The organism is Halorhodospira sp. 9621 (assembly GCF_022228055.1).
Taxonomy (GTDB): domain Bacteria; phylum Pseudomonadota; class Gammaproteobacteria; order Nitrococcales; family Halorhodospiraceae; genus Halorhodospira; species Halorhodospira halophila_A.
The window spans coordinates 143629-163831 of record NZ_JAJNRD010000001.1 but is presented as its reverse complement, the minus strand read 5'-3'; the positions used below and the strand labels follow the sequence as shown (position 1 = coordinate 163831).

Below are 20203 nucleotides of genomic sequence, written 5' to 3'. Positions count from 1 at the left end.
GCTCACGACCCCGACTGGTCGGCGAACCACTGCTTGATCTCGTTCTCGACGTCGCCGGCCCACTCGTAGTCCGTGAACTCGTAAGGGGTCACACGGTCGAGAAACTCGTTCGGCGGCAGCAGCTCGTTGGGATCAGCGCCTTCGACCAGCGGCACGAAGTACTTGTTGCGGTGCTCGATCTGGGTGAGATAGGTCTGGGTGTCCGCCTCGAGCATCCACTCGATGAAGGCCCGGGCGTCATCGGCCACGGTGGTGTCAGCGCTGATCCCGGTGGCGCGGGCGGCCCCGGGGGTGCCCTCCGCGGGGTAGACGATCTCGATGTCGGCGTCCTTCTCCACCTCGCCGTAGGTGTTCGGCTCCTCAAGGCCGGCGACGCAGATGTCCCCGGCCGCCAGGGCTTCGGCCACCGGGCTGTTGGAGCGGTACATGCGGACCCCGTTGTCGAAGACGTCCTCCCAGAAGGCGTAGCCGTCGTCCATGCTCTCCTCGAAGAACCAGGAGACGTAGGGGTAGGCCGGGCCCGAGATGGCCGGGTCGGGCATGCCGACCTTGCCCTCGAAGGCCGAGTCGCGCAGGGCATCCCAGCCGAGTTCCTCGACCCGCTCCGTGTCGGCGCAGTTCGGGTTGTAGACCAGGAGCGCCGGGGCGTTGACGGTGACCGGCCACCACGCCGCATCCGGGTCCTGGTCGTAGATCTGGCGGCCCAGGTCGTTGTAGCGAGCCGCGTTGTCCGGCTGCCAGCCATCGTCGAGGAGCTGTCCCTCCTGGTAGAGGCGGTTCACGCTGCCGTGGCCCTGGACGTAGACCACGTCCCACTGCGGGTTGGCGCGCTCCGCCTCGATGCGGGCGAGGATCTCGCCGCCGCTCATGTCCACGATCTGGACCGGGATCCCGGTGTCGTCGGTAAACCGCTCGGCGATGGCATCGCCGTGGTCGTGGAGGTAGACGGTGAGCACGTCGTCGCGCAGCTCGACCTGACCGGCGTCCACGTCATCGGCATCGATCGCGCCGGTCGGGACGTCCTCGTCGCCGGAGCAGCCCGCCGTCATCAGGATACCTCCGGCGATGAGGGCGAGCACGGCGCTGCGCGTGCCCGGGCTGGGAAGGCCGATGCGGGCGGCATCGTGCCGGGAGGTTTGGGGTCGACTCATGGCGCACCTGTTCAGTTGCGGTGGGAACAGTGCGGCAGTATGGGAGCCGCTTGTTGCGGTTCGGTTACGGCCGGATAACGGTGGGAAGACGTTGCGGTTGCGGGCTGTTTGCACGCGGGCACAGACGGCGCGCGGCGTATGCCGGCGCTAGGGGCAGGGGGTGCTGTGAGGAGAGGGGTGAGCGGCGGACAGCCGTATCGTCCGCCCTGCGCGGGTCAGATCAGAGTGCCGCCCGCTGGGGTTTGACTTGGCGGGGCTCTGCGGGGTAGCCATGAGTCGGGTGCTTACGGCGGGCAGCCGGATACACCGGGGCCGTCAGCCACGTTCGCAGCGATTGCGGGTGGATCGCCAGCTCGTCGGCGATCTGCTCGATCGTCCAGCCGTGCCGGTACATGCGCAGCGCGGTGTGGTAAAGCTCCGTGGGGCTCTTGCGGGCCATTGTCGAATCTCCTTTGAGTGCGTTTCGTGTCGATCTATTCAGATTAGACGGCAGCCTGGCAGTCTGCCGTGACGTGGCGATGCCGTTCGCGTGACATTTGCATGACGGGCGGTTCCGGGCGGGCCCGGTCCGCTATCCTCAGCGAGGCGCGCGAAACCGTGCTGGCGATCTTGGTTGCAGGGGGAAACCGATATGAAGTTCGGCGTTATCAATCCTCAGCCCTACATGGAGCCGGCGCTGGCGGAGCTGGAGCAGGAACATGAGGTGGTGCGTCTCCACCCTGAGCACTGGAGCGAGGGTGAAATCAGCTCCACGGCGCGGTTCTGCCGGGAGCAGGGGGTCGTGGCTGTCGCCGGGTTCGCGCAGAAGGACGCCTTCCACCATCTGCTCATCAATGAGCGCCTGGGCAACCCAGTCCCTTCGCGGGTGGCTTTCTTCTACTGCATGAACAAGTACCTGATGCGGACCCTGGAGCGGGATGCCTTCTTCTACGCCCCGGTCGACCCGCTTCAGGAGAGCGATGAACAGATCGCCGCACGAATCCCGGCGCACGAGTGGCCCTTCATGCTGAAGAACACCTCGCTGTCGCTCGGCCGGGGGATCTTCCGTATCGCCAACCTGGAGGAGTTGCGCCGGGTGCTGGCCGATTACCGGCAGGACCGGGAGCTGCAGCGGGCGCTGGCGCGGCAGTGTGCGGCCTACCTCGAGGGGGTGGCACCGCAGCAGGTGCCGGCGCTGGCACCCCCCTTCGTGGCCGAGCATCTGGTGGATATGAGCCGCGCGACGGAATACTGCTACGAGGGCTATGTCACCGCCGATGGCCAGGTTGTCCACTACGGCCTGACCGAGGAGATCTACTTCTCCAACCATCAGGCGCTCGGCTACCTGACGCCGCCGGTATCGATCAGCCGGGACATGGCCGACACCATCGAGGCGTGGGTCTCCGCCTACATGCAGCGACTGGCCGCTCTCGGGTACCGCAACCAGTTCTTCAATCTGGAGTTCTGGGTGATGCCAGACGGCTCGCTGCACCTGACCGAGATCAACCCGCGTGCGGCGCACACCTACCACTACAACTACCGCTACTCCTTCGGTAGTTCGCTCTATGCGGACAATCTACTCCTCGCCGCTGGCCAGCGGCCGGCTCGTCCCACGCCTTGGGATCAGTGGCGCGCGGGGGCGCCGCACCGATTCACGCTCATCGTGCTGATCACCGCCCGGGAGCCGGGCCGGGTGGGGGATATCCTCGATTACGATTACGTGGATGCACTGGAGGCCGAGCAGGGCGTCCTGATCCGTCATGTGCGCCAACGCGACGAGGTCATCCGAGAGGCGGAACTGTCCGCCGCAGGCGTGATGCTCCAGCAGCTGTGGATCACCGGTGACAGCTCGATGGAGATCATCGCGCGGGAACGCGAGATTCGCTCGCGCATCTACCGCAACCCGCAGGACGCCGTTGGCTATCCGCCCTTCTGGCGGATCTGATCGGAGCCGGCTGGAGGCCGGGCAACCCGTTCGGTTACGATCCCTCGGCTACAGTGGGGGGCCGGGGCGCGTGCGGGGATCCGGGATGGGCCCGGTCGGGGCCGGCTCCGCGAACACCGCCGCCAGGAGGAAGCATGACCAGCGCCATGACCATCCAGGAACTCGCCGCGCGGGTCGGCGCTCGGGTGGCCGGTGACGGGGACCGCCCGGTCCGCCGTGCCGCCACGCTGCTCGGGGCCGGGGATGATGCCGTAGCCTTCTGCACCAGCCAGCGCCACTTGAGCGACCTGCGCCGCTGCGCCGCGGCGGCCGTGCTGGTGCGCGCCGAATACGAGAGCGAGTGCCCGGTCACCGCGCTGGTGGTGGGCGACCCCTACCTGGCCTTCATCGACGCGGTGGAGCTTCTACATCCCGCGGCGCCGGCGCCGACGGGGGTCCAGTCCGGTGCCGTGGTCTCGTCGGAGGCTGTGCTGGAAGACGGGGTCAGTGTCGGTCCCAACGCGGTGGTCGAGGCCGGGGCGATGCTCGGCGCGGGCAGTACAGTGGCTCCGGGAGCCTTCGTCGGAGCCGCGGCCCGGCTGGGGGCGGGCGGCTGGCTCGGTCCCAATGCGGTGCTCGGTGGCGGGTGTCGCACCGGTGAACGGGTGCGTATCCATGCCGGAGCGGTGATCGGTGCCGATGGCTTCGGTTATGCCCCTCTGCCCGATGGCAAGGGGTGGCGCAAGGTTCCGCAGATCGGCGCGGTCGAAATCGGCGATGACGTTGAGATCGGTGCCAATGCCACGGTGGACCGCGGGGCGCTTGAGGACACGGTCATCGAGGCCGGGGTCAAGCTCGATGACCACGTCCACATCGCCCACAACTGCCGCGTGGGTGCCCGTACCGTCATCGCTGGCGCCGCAGTCGTTGCGGGCAGCACCATCATCGGACGGGATTGCATGATTGGCGGGCTGGTCGCGATCACCGACAACATCCGCATCGCCGACGGCGTCTCTCTGATGGGGATGACCGGGGTCACCGGATCGATTCGGGAGCCCGGCGCCTACGCCTCGCCGCTGCCGGCGCAACCGGTCCGGCAGTGGCGACGCAACACGGTTCGTTTTACGCAGCTCGACAGCCTCTTCCGTCGTGTCCAGGCACTGGAGGGGCATCGCGGTGGGGCCGCCGAGGAGGGCGGGGGCAGCGATGACTGACCGGTGCCGGCGTCGATGTTGGCGTGCAGTGGCTTGATGCCGGTGCGGGCACTGCGACTCGAGGCGCCGGGGCAGGCGCGGATCGTCGAACAGGCGCTGCCGGCGGATACGGCGGAGGAGGTCGTGCTGCACGTCCTCGCTGCCGCGATCTGTCGGACGGATGCACGCATGTGGCAGTCCGGACATCGAGATCTGGTGTTGCCCCGTGTCCTCGGGCATGAGCTGTGTGTCCGCGGCGAGGATGGGCGTCGCTATGCGGTCTGGCCCGGGGCGAGCTGTGGCCGCTGTCAGGCCTGCCGGTCTGGCGCCGAGAACCTCTGCCGGGCAGTGGCGGTTCTCGGGTTCCATCGTGATGGGGGCATTGCGCAGCGGGTGCGCGTTCCGCGTAGCAGCCTGGTGCCGGTACCGGGGGAGGTGCCGGATGCCGTGGTCTGTCTGGCCGAGCCGCTGGGCTGCGGCGTCAACGCGCTGAACCAGGCCGGGGTCGAGGCGGGGGAGCGGGTGTTGATCCACGGTGGCGGGCCAGTAGGGCTGCTGCTGGCGCTGGCGGCCCGAGCGCGGGGCGCCCAACCGCTGGTTGTGGAGGTCGATGCGGAGAAAGCCGCACTGAGCAGTCGCTTCCAGTCCCTGAGCGGCGTGGTGGTCACGCGGGAGGAGCCCGGGTATGGCTGGGACGTGGCCATCAACGCCACTTCGTCGAGCCACGCCCTGTGTGCGGGGCTTCAGCGGTTGCGCTCCGGGGGGCGATACGTCGTTTTCAGCGGCCTGCGGCAGGAGGCCGGTAGGAATGATCTTTCGCGCCTGAACGAGGTGCACTATCGGCAGCTGCATCTGGTGGGGGCTTTCGGGTGCACGCACGCCTCAGTAACGGAGGCGGTGGACCTGTTGGCCGGGTACCGGAAGGCGGCCGGGGCGCTGATCGAGGCGGTGATATCCCTGGAAGAGAGCCCGGACGCCCTGCGTCGAGTGGGGCAGGGGGGTGTTCTGCGTTTTGTCGTGCGCCCGGAGGGGGCCGGTTACCAGGCTTGAAAGGCAACCGCTACAGGGAATCAGTTATGTCCAGTGAAGAAGAAGCACTGCGGGGCTTCGGAAAGATAATCAGCCGGCTGGCCCGTGGGGAGGAGCTGTCCCGGGAAGAGGCTGCGGACGCTTATCGGCAGGTCATCCTGAACGAGCAGCCCGAGCTCCAGCAGGGCGCCTTCTTGGCGGCCCATCAGGCCCGGGGACCCACTACCGAGGAGTTTTCCGGGGCCTGGGATGCCCTCGATGCCCACGATACGGTGAAGATTCACCCGCGGGTGGACGGCCCTGTGGGCGACATCGTCGGCACTGGCTCCGACTCCCTGAAGACGGTCAACGCATCGACCCCTGCGGCCCTGATCGCCGCCGCCTGTGGATTACCGGTGGCCAAGAAGGGGGCGCGACTGGTCACCGGGGTATCCGGCGCATCCGACGTCCTAGAGCGCCTCGGCGTAGACCTGGAGGCCCCGATGGCGCGGGCCGAGGCCTGCCTGGAGGCCCACGGCATTGGCTATTTGCCCGGCGAGGCGTTCCTGCGGTCTGGATGGGCGCGGCTGATCCAGCGCATGCGCTTTACGTCGGCGTTCAACATTGTCGGCCCGCTGGCCATGCCCTGTGCCCGTACCAGTCATATCGTGATCGGGGCCTATTCGCCCGGGGTGTGCGATCAGCTGGTGGCGATCCTGCGCGAGATCGGTATGCAGGCGGCGCTGGCCCCATTCGGTCGAGCCGAAGGCGAGGATCCGCGGTTCGGCATGGATGAAGTCTCGCCCTGCGGCCCGACGCGGCTCGTGCAGCTCAAGGCTGGGCGGATCGACACGTTCGAGGTGACCCCGGCGGATTTCGGGCTACCGACGCGGCCGCTGGCACAGATCGCCAGCAGTAATCGCGCCGAGGATAACGCGCAGCGCATCCTGGCGACCCTTGAAGGCCGCTACGATACGCCGGAGGCCGATTTCTTCGCCATGAATGCGGCCGCGTTGCTCTGGCTCGCCGACCGGGCCCCAAGCCCGGCACGGGCCACGGAACAGGCCAAGGAGGCACTGGCCACCGGGGGCGCACTCAGGAAGCTCGACGCGCTGCGTCGCGTCCAGGGAGGGGTCGGGGCGGTGGCGTAAGTGGGTGGCGGGGGGGGGGCCCCCCCCCCCCCCCCCGGGGCGCCCCGGGGGGGGGGGGGGGGGTTTTGGGGGGGGCGGGGGCCCCCGGCCATCCGCGGCCGTGGCCCAGCGCTGCGGTTCAATCAACCAGCGAGAGGATCTCCTCTTCCACCACCTCCTCATCGAGCGGCCCGATCTCCTTGTAGGTGATGGTGCCGTCCTCATCCAGTACGTAGGTCTCCGGGGTGGCGTAGACGCCCCACTCCATACCCGCCTCGCCCTCGGGGTCGTGGGCGATGCGATCGTAGGGATCACCGCGCACCCGGAGATACTGCAGGGCCTGCGCGCGGTCGTCGCGGTAGTTAAAGGCGTAGACCTTGACCCCGTGCTCCGAGAGGCGCTCAAGGTGGGGGAAGTCCTCGTGGCAGACCGGGCAGGTGGATCCCCACACGTGGACGACAGCCACGTCGCCGACGAAATCCTCATGGGTGATCGTCTCGTCCCCATCGTGGAGGTCTTCCAGCTCGAAAGGCGGTGCCTGTTCGCCGACCAGGGGCGAGGGCAGCTCCTCGGAGTCCATGCCCAGGCCGACGTAGAGCAGACCCAGTACCGGCAGGGCGATGGCCAGCGGGATGAGGATGCGCTTGAGCATAGGTAACCTCTCTAAGGCATTCAAAAATATTCATTAAAAGGCGATCCACCCTTGCCTGGCAAGTGGACCGGAACGCCACCGCGGGGTTCCCCGGGCGCTGCCTTCAGCCGCCCAGATGCTGGCGTAGCTGATCCAGATCGTCGCTGTCCCAGCTCTCCGGCTCGGTGAGATCAACCCAGGCGTCGATGTAGTCCTCCAATGCGTAGGTGTGTCCGTAGCCGGCTGGGGCGCCGCCGGCGGCCATGTCCGCGGCTAGTTGAAGCATGGTCACCACCGGGTACCAGCGCAGCTCCGAAGAGACGTCCGGCCCGCGGGGCTCACTCATCCAGTCGGGTTCCCGGTAAAGGATGCTTGGGCTGAAGAAGGTGATCGGATCGCTGGCGTATTGCAGGAAGGCAATCCGGAATGGTCCCCATTCCTCGCCGGCGGCATCGAGCCGGGTCTCCTGATTCATGAAGCGGACCACCTCACCATCACGGAACTCCGGCAGCCAGGCCGGCGATCCCTCATCGCGGCGCTCGGTGACGGTTCGCCAGGTCTCGCTGCGAAACGGGGGACCGCTCCAGAGGGCGCCGTCGAAGGGGTCCTGGATGATATCGAAGACGTCGAAGGCGCGATCGGAGTTGAGGGCACCCAGGCTTAGTCCGTGGAGATAGAGCGCCGGGCGATCATCCTCCGGCAGCGTCCGCCAGTGTCCGTAGACGGCCTCGAACAGGGCCCGGGCCATCTCCGCCCCGTATCCCCCCTCCACCATCAGGGCCAGCGGGCTGGGCAGGTAGGAGTACTGCGCGGTGACCGTGGCAATGTCCCCGCGGTGGAGGTACTCCACCGGGTCGGCGGCCGCCGGGTCGATCCAGCCGGTTCCGGTGGGTGTGGCGAGGACCAGCACCGAACGCTCGAAGGCGTCAGTGCGGTGAAGCTCCTGAAGGGCAAGGCGGGCGCGCTCCTCGGGCGTCTCAGCGGCGTTCAGGCCGATATAGATGCGGATGGGCGTGGGGGTCGGCTTATCGATAAACGACTCGAGCTCCGTCGCCGTGGGGCCCGAGGAGACGAAGCTGCGGCCCTGACGGCCGAGATCCTTCCAGTCGACGAACGAGTCCGGGCTGCCTGCGCGTTCGGATTCACTCGGACGCTCCTGATCCGCCTCGATGAGGGCGTCGACCTGCTGGTAGGAGCTGTCGGCAGCGCGCAGGGCCATGGTGAACAGCACGCCGTCGATCACCGCCCAGAACAGGCCCACGGCGACCACGACCCCGGCCAGTTGCGACACCCGGCGGGGGATGTAACGCTGCAGGCGCTGGGACAGGAAGCGGAAGGTCCCACGGAAGAGCCGGGCCAGGAGCAGGGCGGCGGCAAAGACCAGCAAGGCAACCAGCGCGGCACCGATCGGTGGCAGCCCGCCGGCCGGTTCCAGCTCCATCTGTGCGCGCACCGCATCCTGCCAGCCGGCCGCGCGCCACATGAAGGTGACCGCGACCAGGGCGCAACCGGCCACGGCCAGCCAGCGCACCATGCGCTCGAGCCGCCCGCGCAGCTCGGGGAGTTGCAGGTAGTGCCACAGCCCGCTCATCCCGGCACCAATGGCGTATCCCGCGGTCAGGGACAGGCCGGAGATGGCGCCCTGGAAGGCGAAGGGGCGGGGGACCAGGCTCGGGGTCAGCGAGAAGGCAAAGAACAGGGTGCCGAGCAGCAGGCCGACAGTGGATAAGGGGCCGATCAGTCGCATCAAAGACCTTCGTTGATGAGCCAGGGAATAGAGCCGGCGTCCGGTTTCGGCCGCTCAGGATAGCGTACCCCGGGGTGGGTGCGGCTAGCCGGCGAAAAAATCGCCACCTGCCGCAGGTCCGCACGGGATCGGGGCGGGGCAGGGTTTTCCACAGGGCCTTCCACAGTTTTTGTGGATTAGACTGAAAGTGGCCGCGAGCTGGAGGTGTGCATGTTCGACCCATCCTGGATCTGGCTGGCCGGCGGCATCCTGCTACTCGTGACAGCGGCTCTCTTCGGTGGTCACCTGTTCCTGGTGGATCTGGCCGTGGCCGCCTTCGTTCTGGCGGTGGTGACGTCAGTGAAGGCGGACATGGCCGTCTCTCACCAGCTGCTGATCTATCTGGTCACCACACTGATCCTCCTGCCGACCGGTTACCGCCTTGCGCAGCGTTTTGCCGGGGCCTACGCCCACCGGATGGTCGCCCCGGCCGATGCCTATGCAGGACGATGCGGTGTCCTGGTTCGGCGGGGGCAGGGGATCGGAGTGCTGGTCGATGACGAGGTCTTCCCCGCGCGCGGGGCCGACGGGCAGGAGCTGCGTCCGGGCGATCGGGTGCGTATCGAGCGGATGGTGGGGATCACCGCCTGGGTGCGCCCCTCGGGGTGACCCTGGGCAGGGCGCTCGGCCTATTGGCTGCAATGAAACTGTAACTTGACTGTCATGAGCCGGGTGGGCAGCTTACGGTTCGCCCGGCCGCGGGGCTTCGCGGTGCGTGCCGGGTGACCGTTCTGGACACAGGGGCGACCAGCTGATGGCACAAGGCAAATCAGCCTCCGCTGCCGGGGTGGACCCGGCAGTCGTCCGGCATCGTGAGGTGCCGGCCTGGCTGCGCGGGGTCTATGCCGGGCTCTGTCTGTACCTCTTCCTGGCCGCGCTGAACGTCATCGGCAGCGGGCTGGGGACTTTCGGCGAGGCCAGCGACTTCCTCGTCCGCGCCTTCGAATATGGCGAGAACCCGTTCATCGCGCTACTCGGTGCCGTGCTGGTCACGGCCATCGTGCAGAGTTCATCGTTCACGACGGCGCTGATCGTCACCTTGGTGGCGACCGGCGAGATGACCCTGGGCACGGCGGTGTTCGCCATCATGGGCGCGAACATCGGCACCTCGGTCACCGCCCTCCTCGTGGCGCTGGCGAATATGCGCATCCGCCGGACCTTCCGGCGCTCGTTCACTGCGGCGCTGCTCCACGACTTCTTCAACATCCTCACGGTTGCCGTGCTCTTCCCGCTGGAGTGGGTGACCTCGGCTCTCGCCGAGAGTGGCCGGGGCGTGATCACCCAGACCGCTGCCTGGCTTGCCGAGTTGGTCGGTCTGCCGGAAGTGGCGCGACCGGACAGCCCGGTGGGGGTGGTGACCGCGCCGATCGTGGCCGTGTTCGAGTCGGGCGGGAGCGCGCTGGCGTCGACCGGGGGCACGGAGGGCCTGCTGGTGGCTGCCGGCGGCCTGGTGCTCATGTTCTTCGCCCTGGTGCTCATGGTGAAGAATCTCCGCGGGGCCCTGCTGCGGCACATGGACGGTCTGTTCCGTAGCTATTTCTTCCGCACGGATCCGCGCTCCTACGGGATCGGGGCGATCTCCACGGTAATGGTCCAGTCCAGCACGATTACCACGAGTCTGATGGTTCCCCTGGCCGGCGCCGGTGTGGTGCCCATGCGGCGGGTCCTGCCGTTCATGATGGGCTCGAATCTCGGGACCACCGCGACCAGTGTCCTGGCTGCTACGGCCAACCCCGTCTCGGCGGCGCTGACCGTTGCCTTCGTGCACGTGCTGTTCAATCTGTTGGGCACGGCGATCTGGTATCCGTTACGCTATATACCGATCCGCATGGCCAGCTGGTACGGCCGCCTGGCCGGGCGCAGCATGCCGTACGCGTTCCTGTTCCTGTTCTTGGTATTCTTGGTGCTGCCGCTTGTCGGGCTGGCAGTCACCGAGGTGTTGCTCATTCACCGTTAAACGCTCCCACCGGAGATGGCGATGTTCCGCGAAATCCTCAGTGCCTTTGCCCGAGAGACGGCCGTCGACCGTGCCTTTGCGGAGCTGGAAGCCATGCTCCAGGACGGGGCGTGGATGTTCGAGCGGGCCAACGAGGTGCTGCACAGTCGGGTACCGGCGGAAAAGGCCGAGGACGCGATCTATGAGCGGGATCGGCGGATCAACGCCCGCGAGCGCTCGGTCCGCCGCAAGCTCCTCCGCCACCTGACGGTGAACCCCGGCTACGATGTCCCCGTTTGTCTGGCGCTACTGAGTGTCTCCAGGGATGCGGAGCGCATCGGCGACTACTGCAAGAACGTCTTTGAAATCGGGCGCTTCTACACACGGGGCTTCCACGTTGCGAAGTACCACCAGCCCCTGGAGGAGATCGAAGGGGAGTTAGGCGGGATTTTTCGCACGTTGGCCTCGGCGTGCCGGGATCCGGACCAGCAGGAGGCCGCCCGTGAGCGCCGCGAGCAGGCGCGGGACATCCAGCGCCGCTGCGATCAGCTCATCGAGGAGCTGTTCGAGGACGAGGGCGAGATCGAATTCCACGAGGCGGTGGCGTATTCGCTGCTCGCTCGCCACTACAAGCGTGTGGCCGCGCACCTGACCAACATCGCCAGTGCGGTGCTCGGCGAGCTGGCCGAGCTGGACTTCGAGCCGGGAACCGGGGGCGACTGATATCCCCCCTGTACCGCCTTCCCGGCCGTGGCCGGGACCGGCTGAGGCCGCTATGATGGGGACCGTTCCGTCCGGTTCAGCGAGAAGGGACGCGCTGCCATGGCCGACCACGGTCTGACCCTACTGCTGCTGATCTTCCTGGCCCACGTTGCCGCCTTCGGCGCGGCCGGGCTGCGCCGGCGCGAGCCTTACTACGCCGCCACGGTTCTGACCTTCACGATCCTCAGTGCATCGGTGGCCGTGCGCCTCTATGCACCGGGGTGGAGCGTGACGGACCATCTACCGCTCTACGAGCTGCTGCGCTGGCTTGCCCTGCCGGCTGCTGCCGTCTCCATCATCTGGACCGTGCTGCGCGTCCGGGCTCGCCGGGCCCAGCAGCGGGCCGCCGCCGAGCAGGCCCGGCCGATCCGCTAGGGTGCCGAGGCGGTCGTCTGCGGGCAGAACCGGCCGATGTAGGTGCGGAATCCTTCCGCCTCTGCTGCCACACGGTCACGGTCCCACCCGAGGTGCGCTCCGGCGATACACGCCGCGCTATCCACCGCATCCAGCCCCGCCGCCGGTCCCAGACCGACCATCGTGCGACGCATCAGGGCGTCGGTGAGCGTCTCGGACATCTCCGTCTCGAAAGCGTGGATCAGCTCCGCGACGACGGCCCCAGTCTGCGGGCTGAACACCTCCTGCAGTCGAGGGTCCGCGCCCATGCGTGCAGCGATCTGCTCGGCCTTGACGCCGTAGAGCGCCGCCAGGCGTTGGGCCAGCACCGGGGTTAGCCCATGGGCTGCCGCTAGGCGGCGCCGAAACGTCTCCAGGTCCGGGGTCGCAGCTCCCGGGAGAGGCCGCCGGCGCGTCGGGCACGGGGGCAGCTGCCAGCCGCGGGACCGGCCGATCCGCTCCACTGCTTCCTCGGCCAGGTGGCGGTACGTGGTGAGTTTGCCGCCAATCACCGACCACAGCCCTGGTGCCTGATCCTCGTGGTCGACGATCAGGTGGCGCCGGGTGATTGCCCCTGTTTCTCCGGCGGCGACGTGGGGTAGGGGGCGCACACCGCTGTAGGCGTACAGTACCTGGCTGCGCTCGAGCCCTGCATCCGGCAGGAGCCGGTTGGTCTCATCGAGGAGGTAGCGGATTTCGTCCTCGGTGGGGGCTGCGGTCCCGGGGTCTGCATCGTAGCGGGTATCGGTGGTACCGATCAGATAGAGCCCGTTCCAGGGCAGTGTGAAGTAGGGGCGCCCATCCTCTCGGGCCTCGGCATAGAGCGCGTGGCCCGGAGCACCGGGGAAGGGGGGGACGACGATGTGCGTGCCCTTGGTGCCGCCGATGCGCCGCGGGAACTCGGGTGCGGTGGCCTCAAGGAGGTGGTCGACCCACGGGCCGGCGACATTGATCACCGATGCGCTTCGCGCCCTGGCGGTTTCGCCGGTGAGCTGGTCCTCGATCTCGACCCCGGTGACACGACCCGTGGCCGCTTCCCGTTGCACCCGCCGCGCCCGGGCGTGGGTATAGACCGTGGCTCCGTGGGCACGGGCGCAGAGGAGATTCTCCAGGGTCAGCCGCTCCGGGTAAGCGACTTGGGCGTCGTAATAGCGCGCGGCGCCGAGTAGGCCCTGCTCGGCCAGGCCTGGTTCGGCGGCACGGACTGTGGCGCGGTCGTACATGCGGTGGCAAGGCAGGCTTTTGTCCAAGGATAGGAAGTCGTAGGCGAGCATGCCCAGGCGCACCATTCCGGGGCCCCGCCGCTGGCCGGCGTAGAGAGGGATGAGCAGGGGCAGGGGCGTGACCAGGTGGGGGGCGGTGCGCAGCAGGATCTCGCGATCGCGCAGAGACTCCCGGACCAGCCCGATCTCGCCGTGTTCGAGGTAGCGCAGCCCGCCGTGGACCAGGCGGCTGTTCCAGGCGGAGGTGGCACCGCCGATATCGTCCTGTTCCAGGACCAGTACCCGGAGTCCGCGCAGCGCTGCGTCCCGAGCGATGCCGGCGCCATTGATCCCGGCGCCAATGACGATCAGGTCGTAGGGGTGTTCGAGCTCCGCGGGGATCCGTCCACTCATCGGGCTGGCTCCTCGGTTGCAGCGTGGGAATCTGGTGCCACCAGCGTGAACCCTAGCAAGAAAGCGCACAGCAGCGGCAAAGTCTCGCGAGCCTCTTTGCAATCGTCGGCCGGGCAGAGATGATCGGGGCAGCGGCCCGCGCTGAAAGCAGGCCGGGGGACGCAGCGAAGGAGTCGAACCATGCAGCAGCGCTACATCCTGGCCCTGGATCAGGGCACCACCAGCTGCCGTGCGATTCTCTTTGATCAGCGGGCGCAGATCGTGGGCGTCGCGCAGAAGGAGCTGACGCAGTATTACCCGCACCCGGGCTGGGTGGAACACGACGCCATGGAGATCTGGGGCGCGCAGATGGGGGTGGTGCGGGAAGTTCTCGAGGTGCATGGGGTCAAGCCGGCCGAACTCCACGCCATCGGGATCACCAACCAGCGCGAGACCACCGTGATCTGGGATCGCCACACGGGGCGCCCGATTCACAATGCGATCGTCTGGCAGGACCGACGCACGGCCGCCCTATGCGAGTCGCTCAAGGAGCGCGATCTGGAGCGGAAAGTGCGTGACACCACCGGCCTGGTGATCGATGCCTACTTCTCGGGCACCAAGATCCGCTGGTTGCTCGACAATGTCGCGGGAGCACGCGAACGAGCCGAGCAGGGTGAGCTGCTGTTCGGCACCATGGATACCTGGCTGGTCTGGAATCTGACCCGCGGGGCATGCCACGTCACCGACTACAGCAACGCCTCGCGCACCATGCTCTACGACATCCATCGCCTGGCCTGGGACGACGAACTGCTTGAGGCGCTGGCGATCCCGCGGACGCTGCTGCCGGAGGTGCGCCCCTCCTGTGGGCATTTCGGGACCACGGACCCGGATATGCTCGGCGGAGCACAGATCCCCATTGCCGGCATCGCCGGAGATCAGCAGGCGGCACTGTTCGGGCAGGCCTGCTTCGAGCCGGGCATGGCCAAGAACACTTACGGCACCGGCTGTTTCCTGCTGATGCATACCGGTGAGCAACCCGCGGTCTCGGAGTCGGGCCTGCTCACCACCATCGCCTGGGGCATTGACGGTCGGGTGGAGTACGCCCTCGAGGGGGCGATCTTCATCGCCGGCGCCGCCATCCAGTGGCTGCGCGACGAGTTGAAGCTGATCGACTCGGCGGAGGATTCGGAGTACTTCGCCGGCAAGGTGCCAGACGCCGGTGGGGTCTACGTCGTACCGGCTTTCGCTGGGCTTGGTGCCCCGTACTGGGACATGTACGCCCGGGGCGCGATCTTCGGGCTGACGCGGGGGACGCGGAAGGAGCATGTCACCCGCGCGACCCTGGATGCGCTGGCCTATCAGACCCGGGACGTGATCGATGCCATGGGGCGTGACTCCGGGCTGCCGCTCAAGGGGCTCCGAGTCGACGGCGGGGCCGTGGCCAACAACGTGCTGATGCAGTTCCAGGCCGATGTGCTGGGGGTGCGGGTGGAGCGGCCCGAGATCACCGAAACCACCGCCCTCGGAGCCGCTTACCTGGCGGGTATTAACGCGGGCGTCTGGGATCAGGGGAGCGTGGCCCGCCAGGTGGCTTTGGAGCGGGTCTTCGAACCGTCGATGGCGGAGGAGGAACGTGATCGACTCTACAGCGGTTGGCAAAAGGCTGTGCGCCGGAGCATGGACTGGGAGCGAACGTAGCATGACCGCCCCGTCGCGCGTCCGTCGGGGTGGTCGATCCGCGTCCCTTGGGTGGGTATATGTATCCTAGGGTCTTTCTGCCGGCAGCAGCCCTGGTGGTGACCCTGGTGGTGGCCGCCGCCGTCTGGACCGAGGCGATGGGTGATGGGATCGCCCGGCTGCAGACGTTCATTGCCGTCGAGCTGGGTTGGGTCTACACCGGTGTCGTTGCGTTCCTACTCGGTTTCGTTTTGGTGGTGCTGCTGCGTCCTGATTTCCGCAGGCTGCGTCTGGGGCCGCCCGACTCCTATCCGGAGTACAGCTACCTGTCGTGGTTCGCCATGCTCTTCTCGGCGGGTATGGGCATCGGCCTGCTGTTCTACAGCGTTGCCGAACCGCTGATGCACTTCGCCGATCCGCCCCGGGCCGAGCCGGGTACGCCGGATGCGGCCCTCGAGGCGCTGCAGATCACTTTCTTCCACTGGGGTTTGCACCCTTGGGCGATCTACATCATCGTCGCGCTCTCGCTGGCGTTTTTCTCCTACCGCCACGACTTGCCGTTGTCTCTTCGCTCGGCGCTCTACCCGCTGCTCGGACAGCGTATACACGGCGTCATTGGCGATCTGGTCGACACCATGGCGGTGGTGGGGACCGTGCTCGGAGTGGCGACATCCCTGGGGTTGGGGGTTATGCAGGTCAACTCCGGATTGGCACGGGTCGGGCTGCTGGAGGAGTCACTGACGCACCAGATCGGGCTGATCATCGCCATCATGGGGGCGGCGACCATCTCCGTGGTCAGCGGATTGAACAACGGGATCCGTCTTCTCTCACGCGCCAATCTGTTCCTCGGTGCGGCGCTGATGTTGTTCGTGCTGATCGCCGGGCCGACCCGGCTGGTCCTGGCCGGCTTTTTTGAATCCCTCGGCCACTATGTGGACGGCCTCGTGGAGCTGACCTTCCGCACCGACGCCTTTCGGAGCCCCGACTGGCAGGCCGACTGGACGCTGTTCTACTGGGGGTGGTGGATCTCGTGGTGTCCGTTCGTGGGCATGTTCATCGCCCGGGTCTCCCGCGGGCGGACGGTGGGGGAGTTCATCCTCGGCGTGTTGTTGGTACCGACGCTGTTCACCTTCGTCTGGCTGACCGCCTTCGGCGCGGGTGCACTGCATCTGGATCAGGCCGGCGCCGGCATCGCGGCAGTGGTACAGGAGAGCGTGCCGCAGGCGCTCTACGCCATGCTCGAGGCGCTGCCCCTGGCGGCGATTACGGTTCCACTGGCTACCGCCGTGGTGGTGGGCTATTTCGTGACGTCGGCAGACTCGGGGGCGCTGGTCATGAATGTCCTGGCCTCCGGCGGCAACCCCAATCCGCCGCTGCTGCAGAAGATCTTCTGGAGCACCATGACCGGTGCCGTGGCCGCGGTGCTGTTGATCGCCGGCGGGCTGCAGGCCTTGCAAACAGTCACCATTGCGGCGGCGCTGCCGTTGTCACTGATCCTTCTGCTCATGGCCTGGGGGCTGTGGGCGGCGTTCCGTGCCGATGCGCAGCAGTCGGACATGATCAGCCCCATCCCCGAGCCGAAGCTAGAACGGCTGTTCCGCTATCTGGATGAGCGCCGGCGGCGGCGCCGTGGATGGCCGCCGCGGGGCAGCTCGGACACTCCGCAGACAAGGACGAAACGTCAATGAGACGCTGGCTGAGAAAGCTCCTCAAAAGCGGCGAACCCCAGATGGCCGATGCCGAGGCGGCGCAAGCACAGCTCCGTGACGCCGAGCAACAACTCGAGCAAAGCTTCCGGGAGGCGGTGCTGCCCGGCTTGTGGCGGGCCCGCGACACCCTGATCGCCGAGGGGTTTGCCGCCCTTGTCGAGCACAACGAGCACTGGGCCAGATTGATGGTCGCAACCGACTCGGAGGGAAGCTGCGTCTACACCGTGGAGGGCCGCCTCTATCACAAGCCGTCCTTTGCGTTCCCTGCGCTGCACGGGGACACGGCGCGGCCGCAGTATCCGGTCCTGCACCTGGAGTGTCAGGGGCAGGTACGCGAATGGCGCCCGGAGCAGGTGGATGCCGAGACCGTGGCGGCCGACGCCGAGGGCGAGTGCCGCAAGTGGTTGAACTGGTAAACCCTCTTATTGAACCGGGAGCCCCTCGGCCTTCCACTCCGGGAAGCCTTGGTTGAGCCGGGTTGCGTCAACGCCTTGGCGGCGCAGTCGGCGCACGGCGTCGCGAGCCAGGGCGCAGAACGGTCCCCGGCAGTAGGCGACCACCTGTTGCTCGGCGGGCAAGTCTTGGAGCCGGGCCTCGAGTTCATCCAGGGGTACGTTGATGGCGCCCGGCAAGTGTCCGGAGGCGTACTCCTCGGGCGGGCGGACGTCGATCAAAGTGACTTCGTTACGCTGCAGGCGCTCAAGGAGCTCCGCCGACGAGAGCGTGTCCAGGTCCTGGTGGTCCTCGAAGTACTGCGCAATCAGCTGATTGACTTCGGCTATGTTGCGCTCGGCCACCCGGCGCAGGGTCGACATCAGGGTCAAAACCTCCTCGTCGGCGAGCGCGTAGTAGACGTACTTACCCTCTTTGCGGGCGGTCACCAGGCCGGCGCGCCGGAGCTGCTGCAGATGTTGCGAGACGCTGCCCACGGGCAGCTGGGTCAACTGCGTCAGGGCCTCGACGCTGCGTTCCCGCTGCGCAACTAGCTCGAGCAGTTCCAGGCGGTATTCGTGTCCCACCGCCTTGGCGATAACCGCGAACTGCTCGAGCACGCGACGTTTGGGGATTTGCTGTTCCATGGATTCCAGGCTGCACTCCGGTGTGCCGTACGGTAGGGAGCAAGTGGTCTTCCCTACCGTACGGCGTGGTTTTGATGCTTATCAAGCGCTCCCTTTTGGAGTGGACTTTTTACCGCACTAACGATCCGCGGCGAACTGGTCGAAGGCCTCTAGGGCCTGGGCCCCGTAGGTCATCGAGGGACCGCCGCCCATGTAGACCGAGACACCGATCATCTCGAGGATCTCGTCGCGGGTGGCGCCATGCTTGGCCGCGGCCTTAGTGTGGAAGGCGATACAACCGTCACAACGGGTCGCCACACTGATCGCGACCGCGATCAATTCCTTGGTCTTGGGCGAGAGCGCCCCGTCGGCGGTCGCGGCCTGGGCGATGGCCGAGAACCCCTTGGCAACATCTGGCTGGCCCTTGCGGACCTCCTTGAACAGCGCGGAGAGTTCGTCGGCGGTGCTGGCCCAATCCTTGTACATGGGTGGATCCTCTTGGTTGCGGTCGTGGAAACGGCAAGGTTACGGCGCGATTCTACATGGATCGATAGAACTGCATCGATAGTGTGTCGGGGTAGCCCCGACGGGTAGAGGCGGCGAGGGGGCCAAGGACGGGGCAGGTGGTCGGGATGAGCAGCTGGTCCCGTCTCAGGGCTGCTATCATCGCTGCACCCAGTCCGATGCGTGAAGGAATTGGTGTACCGGTAATGAGCGAGACACGTGGACAGCGGGGCCGAGCCCTTTTGGGGCTGGTGGCCGTGGTGGCAGCGGCGGCAGGGGGGATTGTTGCCGGGGCGGAGCATTGGGGGGGGCTGGAGCCGTGCTCGCTGTGCTGGACGCAACGCGGCATTCTGGCCGCCCTCATGCTCGTGGCGTTGCTCGGCGTGGTGTTCTGGCCGCGCCGGGGCTGGTGGCGGTGGAGCCTGGGCGGAGCGTTGGCTGCGGTAACCGCCGGGGGTCTAGCCGCCGCTGGCCGCCACCTCTATGTCATGTGGAATCCGGAGGTGGTCGATTGCGGGATGAGCCCGGAAGTCATGCTGCAGATGCTGCCCTGGCGGGAGTTCCTCGTCGAGCTGGTGACCGGCAACACGGACTGTGCCGAAGCGGCCGCGCTGTTTGGGGTTCCGCTTCCGTTTGCTAGCTTCTTCGGGTTTACGGTCCTCGGTGCGGCATCGCTGTACGCCGTTTTCCGGTTGCGCTAAGGGGGTGGACGCCGGTCAGTGAGGGCTGCCATGTCGTCCGATTCTCAGCCGCTGGTTGATGCCCACGGGCGCCGGATCGACTATCTGCGCCTGTCGGTCACCGACCGCTGCGATCTGCGCTGTCTCTACTGCATGGGTGGAGAGGTGCGTTTCGTCCCGCGCTCCGAGATCCTCTCCCTAGAGGAGCTAGAGCAGGTGGCGGTGGCCGTCGTCGGTCTGGGCGTGCGGAAGGTCCGAATCACTGGAGGGGAGCCCCTGCTGCGGCGGGGGGTGCTGGGGCTCGCGCGGCGTCTCGGAGCCATCGACGGGCTCGAGGAACTGGTGATGACGACCAATGCCACGCAGCTGGCGCGCTACGCGAGGGAGCTGCGGGCGGCCGGCGTGCAGCGCCTGAATATCAGTCTGGATACGCTCGACGCCGATCGCTTCCGGCAATTGACCCGGACCGGACGGCTGGACCAAGTTCTCGAGGGCATCGAGTCGGCACGGGGGGCTGGTTTCAAGCGTATCCGCCTAAACACCGTTGCGATGCGCGGCCGCAACGACGACGAGATCCTATCGCTGGTTGATTTTGCGCTGGCGCGGGGGATGGACATCAGCTTCATCGAAGAGATGCCGTTCGGCGACGCCCAACGTCATGTCCGGGGCGAGGCCTTCATGGGCTCGGCCGAGGTGCGGTCGCTGATCGAGCGGCGCTACGACCTGGAGGATGCCGAGCCGCGGCCGGCCGCCGGCCCCTCGCAGGAGTTGCAGGTGTCCGGGAGCGCTACCCGGGTCGGCTTCATCTCGCCCCACTCGGGATGTTTCTGCCCGGCCTGCAATCGGGTTCGGGTGACCGTGGAGGGGCTGCTTTTGCCGTGCCTGGGCGACGAGGGTGCCGTCGATCTGCGCGGGATCCTGCGCGCCGGCGACGATGCCGTAACCGTTCGGGAGCGTCTGCGCGCGGGGGTTCGCGACGCCCTGGCACGCAAACCGGCCCGGCACGGGTTCGCGGCACCCGGAGTCAGCCAGCCGCGGGTGGTGCGGTTCATGAGCGCCACCGGCGGCTGAGCCGTTCCCCGGGGAT

20 protein-coding genes are annotated in these 20203 nt (G+C 67.3%); 13 read left to right on the top strand and 7 right to left on the bottom strand.

The window, feature by feature from the left end; genetic code table 11:
* Positions 1-2: 2 nt before the first annotated feature.
* Positions 3-1151 (bottom strand): ABC transporter substrate-binding protein, encoded by a 1149-nt coding sequence (locus LRF89_RS00730; protein WP_238635202.1) that lies wholly within the window; start codon positions 1149-1151, stop codon positions 3-5.
* Positions 1152-1371: 220 nt separating this feature from the next.
* A complete protein-coding gene (locus LRF89_RS00725; RefSeq protein WP_201167496.1) occupies positions 1372-1590 on the bottom strand; it encodes a helix-turn-helix domain-containing protein in 219 nt (72 codons plus the stop codon).
* A 192-nt stretch (positions 1591-1782) separates the two neighbouring features.
* Here LRF89_RS00725 and LRF89_RS00720 point away from each other — a divergent pair, with 192 nt between their 5' ends.
* From LRF89_RS00720 to trpD, 4 genes are all read left to right on the top strand, one after another.
* The gene (locus tag LRF89_RS00720) at positions 1783-3075 is read left to right on the top strand and encodes an ATP-grasp domain-containing protein (RefSeq protein ID WP_238636431.1); all 1293 of its coding nucleotides are present in this window, start codon (positions 1783-1785) and stop codon (positions 3073-3075) included.
* Between the two features lie 134 nt (positions 3076-3209).
* Positions 3210-4268 carry a UDP-3-O-(3-hydroxymyristoyl)glucosamine N-acyltransferase gene (gene lpxD / locus LRF89_RS00715; protein ID WP_238636430.1) on the top strand — a complete coding sequence of 353 codons (1059 nt, stop codon included), beginning with the start codon at positions 3210-3212 and terminating at the stop codon, positions 4266-4268.
* A gap of 36 nt (positions 4269-4304) precedes the next feature.
* A complete protein-coding gene (locus LRF89_RS00710; protein WP_238636429.1) occupies positions 4305-5297 on the top strand; it encodes a zinc-dependent alcohol dehydrogenase in 993 nt (330 codons plus the stop codon).
* A 26-nt stretch (positions 5298-5323) separates the two neighbouring features.
* The gene (trpD, locus tag LRF89_RS00705) at positions 5324-6406 is read left to right on the top strand and encodes an anthranilate phosphoribosyltransferase (protein WP_201167486.1); all 1083 of its coding nucleotides are present in this window, start codon (positions 5324-5326) and stop codon (positions 6404-6406) included.
* 118 nt (positions 6407-6524) lie between these two features.
* Here trpD and LRF89_RS00700 read toward each other — a convergent pair whose 3' ends face one another.
* A complete protein-coding gene (locus LRF89_RS00700) occupies positions 6525-7037 on the bottom strand; it encodes a DsbE family thiol:disulfide interchange protein (RefSeq protein ID WP_201167483.1) in 513 nt (170 codons plus the stop codon).
* Positions 7038-7140: 103 nt separating this feature from the next.
* Positions 7141-8763 (bottom strand): alpha/beta hydrolase, encoded by a 1623-nt coding sequence (locus LRF89_RS00695; RefSeq protein WP_238636428.1) that lies wholly within the window; start codon positions 8761-8763, stop codon positions 7141-7143.
* 210 nt (positions 8764-8973) lie between these two features.
* Between LRF89_RS00695 and LRF89_RS00690 the strand changes: the two genes are divergently transcribed.
* From LRF89_RS00690 to LRF89_RS00675, 4 genes are all read left to right on the top strand, one after another.
* The gene (locus LRF89_RS00690; RefSeq protein ID WP_201167477.1) at positions 8974-9411 is read left to right on the top strand and encodes an NfeD family protein; all 438 of its coding nucleotides are present in this window, start codon (positions 8974-8976) and stop codon (positions 9409-9411) included.
* A gap of 145 nt (positions 9412-9556) precedes the next feature.
* A complete protein-coding gene (locus tag LRF89_RS00685; protein ID WP_238636427.1) occupies positions 9557-10759 on the top strand; it encodes a Na/Pi symporter in 1203 nt (400 codons plus the stop codon).
* Positions 10760-10780: 21 nt separating this feature from the next.
* On the top strand, positions 10781-11461 hold the full coding sequence (locus LRF89_RS00680; RefSeq protein ID WP_201167471.1) for a phosphate signaling complex PhoU family protein: 681 nt from the start codon (positions 10781-10783) through the stop codon (positions 11459-11461).
* A 99-nt stretch (positions 11462-11560) separates the two neighbouring features.
* Positions 11561-11875 (top strand): hypothetical protein, encoded by a 315-nt coding sequence (locus tag LRF89_RS00675; protein ID WP_201167469.1) that lies wholly within the window; start codon positions 11561-11563, stop codon positions 11873-11875.
* On the opposite strand, the gene LRF89_RS00670 is transcribed toward LRF89_RS00675, so the two are convergent.
* Positions 11872-13509 carry a glycerol-3-phosphate dehydrogenase/oxidase gene (locus LRF89_RS00670; RefSeq protein ID WP_238636426.1) on the bottom strand — a complete coding sequence of 546 codons (1638 nt, stop codon included), beginning with the start codon at positions 13507-13509 and terminating at the stop codon, positions 11872-11874. The two genes, LRF89_RS00675 and LRF89_RS00670, sit on opposite strands and share 4 nt — an antisense overlap.
* Before the next feature lie 180 nt (positions 13510-13689).
* Between LRF89_RS00670 and glpK the strand changes: the two genes are divergently transcribed.
* Genes glpK through LRF89_RS00655 form a run of 3 tightly spaced genes read left to right on the top strand, consistent with a single transcriptional unit; the run spans position 13690 to position 17290 of the window.
* Entirely contained in the window at positions 13690-15186 is a 1497-nt protein-coding gene (gene glpK / locus LRF89_RS00665) for a glycerol kinase GlpK (RefSeq protein WP_238632556.1), read from the top strand.
* Positions 15187-15245: 59 nt separating this feature from the next.
* Positions 15246-16853 (top strand): BCCT family transporter, encoded by a 1608-nt coding sequence (locus tag LRF89_RS00660; RefSeq protein ID WP_207189755.1) that lies wholly within the window; start codon positions 15246-15248, stop codon positions 16851-16853.
* On the top strand, positions 16850-17290 hold the full coding sequence (locus LRF89_RS00655) for a hypothetical protein (RefSeq protein ID WP_201167444.1): 441 nt from the start codon (positions 16850-16852) through the stop codon (positions 17288-17290). The genes LRF89_RS00660 and LRF89_RS00655 overlap by 4 nt, the downstream gene beginning before the upstream one ends.
* 6 nt (positions 17291-17296) lie before the next feature.
* Here LRF89_RS00655 and LRF89_RS00650 read toward each other — a convergent pair whose 3' ends face one another.
* On the bottom strand, positions 17297-17953 hold the full coding sequence (locus LRF89_RS00650) for an ArsR/SmtB family transcription factor (RefSeq protein ID WP_201167441.1): 657 nt from the start codon (positions 17951-17953) through the stop codon (positions 17297-17299).
* Between the two features lie 117 nt (positions 17954-18070).
* Positions 18071-18418, bottom strand: coding sequence for a carboxymuconolactone decarboxylase family protein (locus LRF89_RS00645; protein ID WP_201167428.1), 348 nt, complete (start codon positions 18416-18418; stop codon positions 18071-18073).
* Positions 18419-18642: 224 nt separating this feature from the next.
* Between LRF89_RS00645 and LRF89_RS00640 the strand changes: the two genes are divergently transcribed.
* Complete coding sequence (locus LRF89_RS00640; protein WP_238632557.1) at positions 18643-19137, top strand: disulfide bond formation protein B; 495 nt, start codon at positions 18643-18645, stop codon at positions 19135-19137.
* Positions 19138-19167: 30 nt separating this feature from the next.
* The gene (gene moaA / locus LRF89_RS00635; protein ID WP_238636425.1) at positions 19168-20187 is read left to right on the top strand and encodes a GTP 3',8-cyclase MoaA; all 1020 of its coding nucleotides are present in this window, start codon (positions 19168-19170) and stop codon (positions 20185-20187) included.
* Positions 20188-20203: the final 16 nt, after the last annotated feature.

What these genes read in the sequence shown, in the direction of transcription:
- LRF89_RS00650 (WP_201167441.1), bottom strand. Translation starts at nt 17,953, where the DNA reads ATGGAACAGCAAATCCCCAAACGTCGCGTGCTCGAGCAGTTCGCGGTT.
- lpxD (WP_238636430.1), top strand. Translation starts at nt 3,210, where the DNA reads ATGACCAGCGCCATGACCATCCAGGAACTCGCCGCGCGGGTCGGCGCT.
- LRF89_RS00670 (WP_238636426.1), bottom strand. Translation starts at nt 13,509, where the DNA reads ATGAGTGGACGGATCCCCGCGGAGCTCGAACACCCCTACGACCTGATC.
- LRF89_RS00730 (WP_238635202.1), bottom strand. Translation starts at nt 1,151, where the DNA reads ATGAGTCGACCCCAAACCTCCCGGCACGATGCCGCCCGCATCGGCCTT.
- glpK (WP_238632556.1), top strand. Translation starts at nt 13,690, where the DNA reads ATGCAGCAGCGCTACATCCTGGCCCTGGATCAGGGCACCACCAGCTGC.
- LRF89_RS00720 (WP_238636431.1), top strand. Translation starts at nt 1,783, where the DNA reads ATGAAGTTCGGCGTTATCAATCCTCAGCCCTACATGGAGCCGGCGCTG.
- LRF89_RS00685 (WP_238636427.1), top strand. Translation starts at nt 9,557, where the DNA reads ATGGCACAAGGCAAATCAGCCTCCGCTGCCGGGGTGGACCCGGCAGTC.
- LRF89_RS00695 (WP_238636428.1), bottom strand. Translation starts at nt 8,763, where the DNA reads ATGCGACTGATCGGCCCCTTATCCACTGTCGGCCTGCTGCTCGGCACC.
- LRF89_RS00725 (WP_201167496.1), bottom strand. Translation starts at nt 1,590, where the DNA reads ATGGCCCGCAAGAGCCCCACGGAGCTTTACCACACCGCGCTGCGCATG.
- moaA (WP_238636425.1), top strand. Translation starts at nt 19,168, where the DNA reads ATGTCGTCCGATTCTCAGCCGCTGGTTGATGCCCACGGGCGCCGGATC.
- LRF89_RS00690 (WP_201167477.1), top strand. Translation starts at nt 8,974, where the DNA reads ATGTTCGACCCATCCTGGATCTGGCTGGCCGGCGGCATCCTGCTACTC.
- LRF89_RS00700 (WP_201167483.1), bottom strand. Translation starts at nt 7,037, where the DNA reads ATGCTCAAGCGCATCCTCATCCCGCTGGCCATCGCCCTGCCGGTACTG.
- LRF89_RS00640 (WP_238632557.1), top strand. Translation starts at nt 18,643, where the DNA reads ATGAGCGAGACACGTGGACAGCGGGGCCGAGCCCTTTTGGGGCTGGTG.
- LRF89_RS00660 (WP_207189755.1), top strand. Translation starts at nt 15,246, where the DNA reads ATGTATCCTAGGGTCTTTCTGCCGGCAGCAGCCCTGGTGGTGACCCTG.
- LRF89_RS00645 (WP_201167428.1), bottom strand. Translation starts at nt 18,418, where the DNA reads ATGTACAAGGATTGGGCCAGCACCGCCGACGAACTCTCCGCGCTGTTC.
- LRF89_RS00655 (WP_201167444.1), top strand. Translation starts at nt 16,850, where the DNA reads ATGAGACGCTGGCTGAGAAAGCTCCTCAAAAGCGGCGAACCCCAGATG.
- LRF89_RS00675 (WP_201167469.1), top strand. Translation starts at nt 11,561, where the DNA reads ATGGCCGACCACGGTCTGACCCTACTGCTGCTGATCTTCCTGGCCCAC.
- LRF89_RS00710 (WP_238636429.1), top strand. Translation starts at nt 4,305, where the DNA reads ATGCCGGTGCGGGCACTGCGACTCGAGGCGCCGGGGCAGGCGCGGATC.
- trpD (WP_201167486.1), top strand. Translation starts at nt 5,324, where the DNA reads ATGTCCAGTGAAGAAGAAGCACTGCGGGGCTTCGGAAAGATAATCAGC.
- LRF89_RS00680 (WP_201167471.1), top strand. Translation starts at nt 10,781, where the DNA reads ATGTTCCGCGAAATCCTCAGTGCCTTTGCCCGAGAGACGGCCGTCGAC.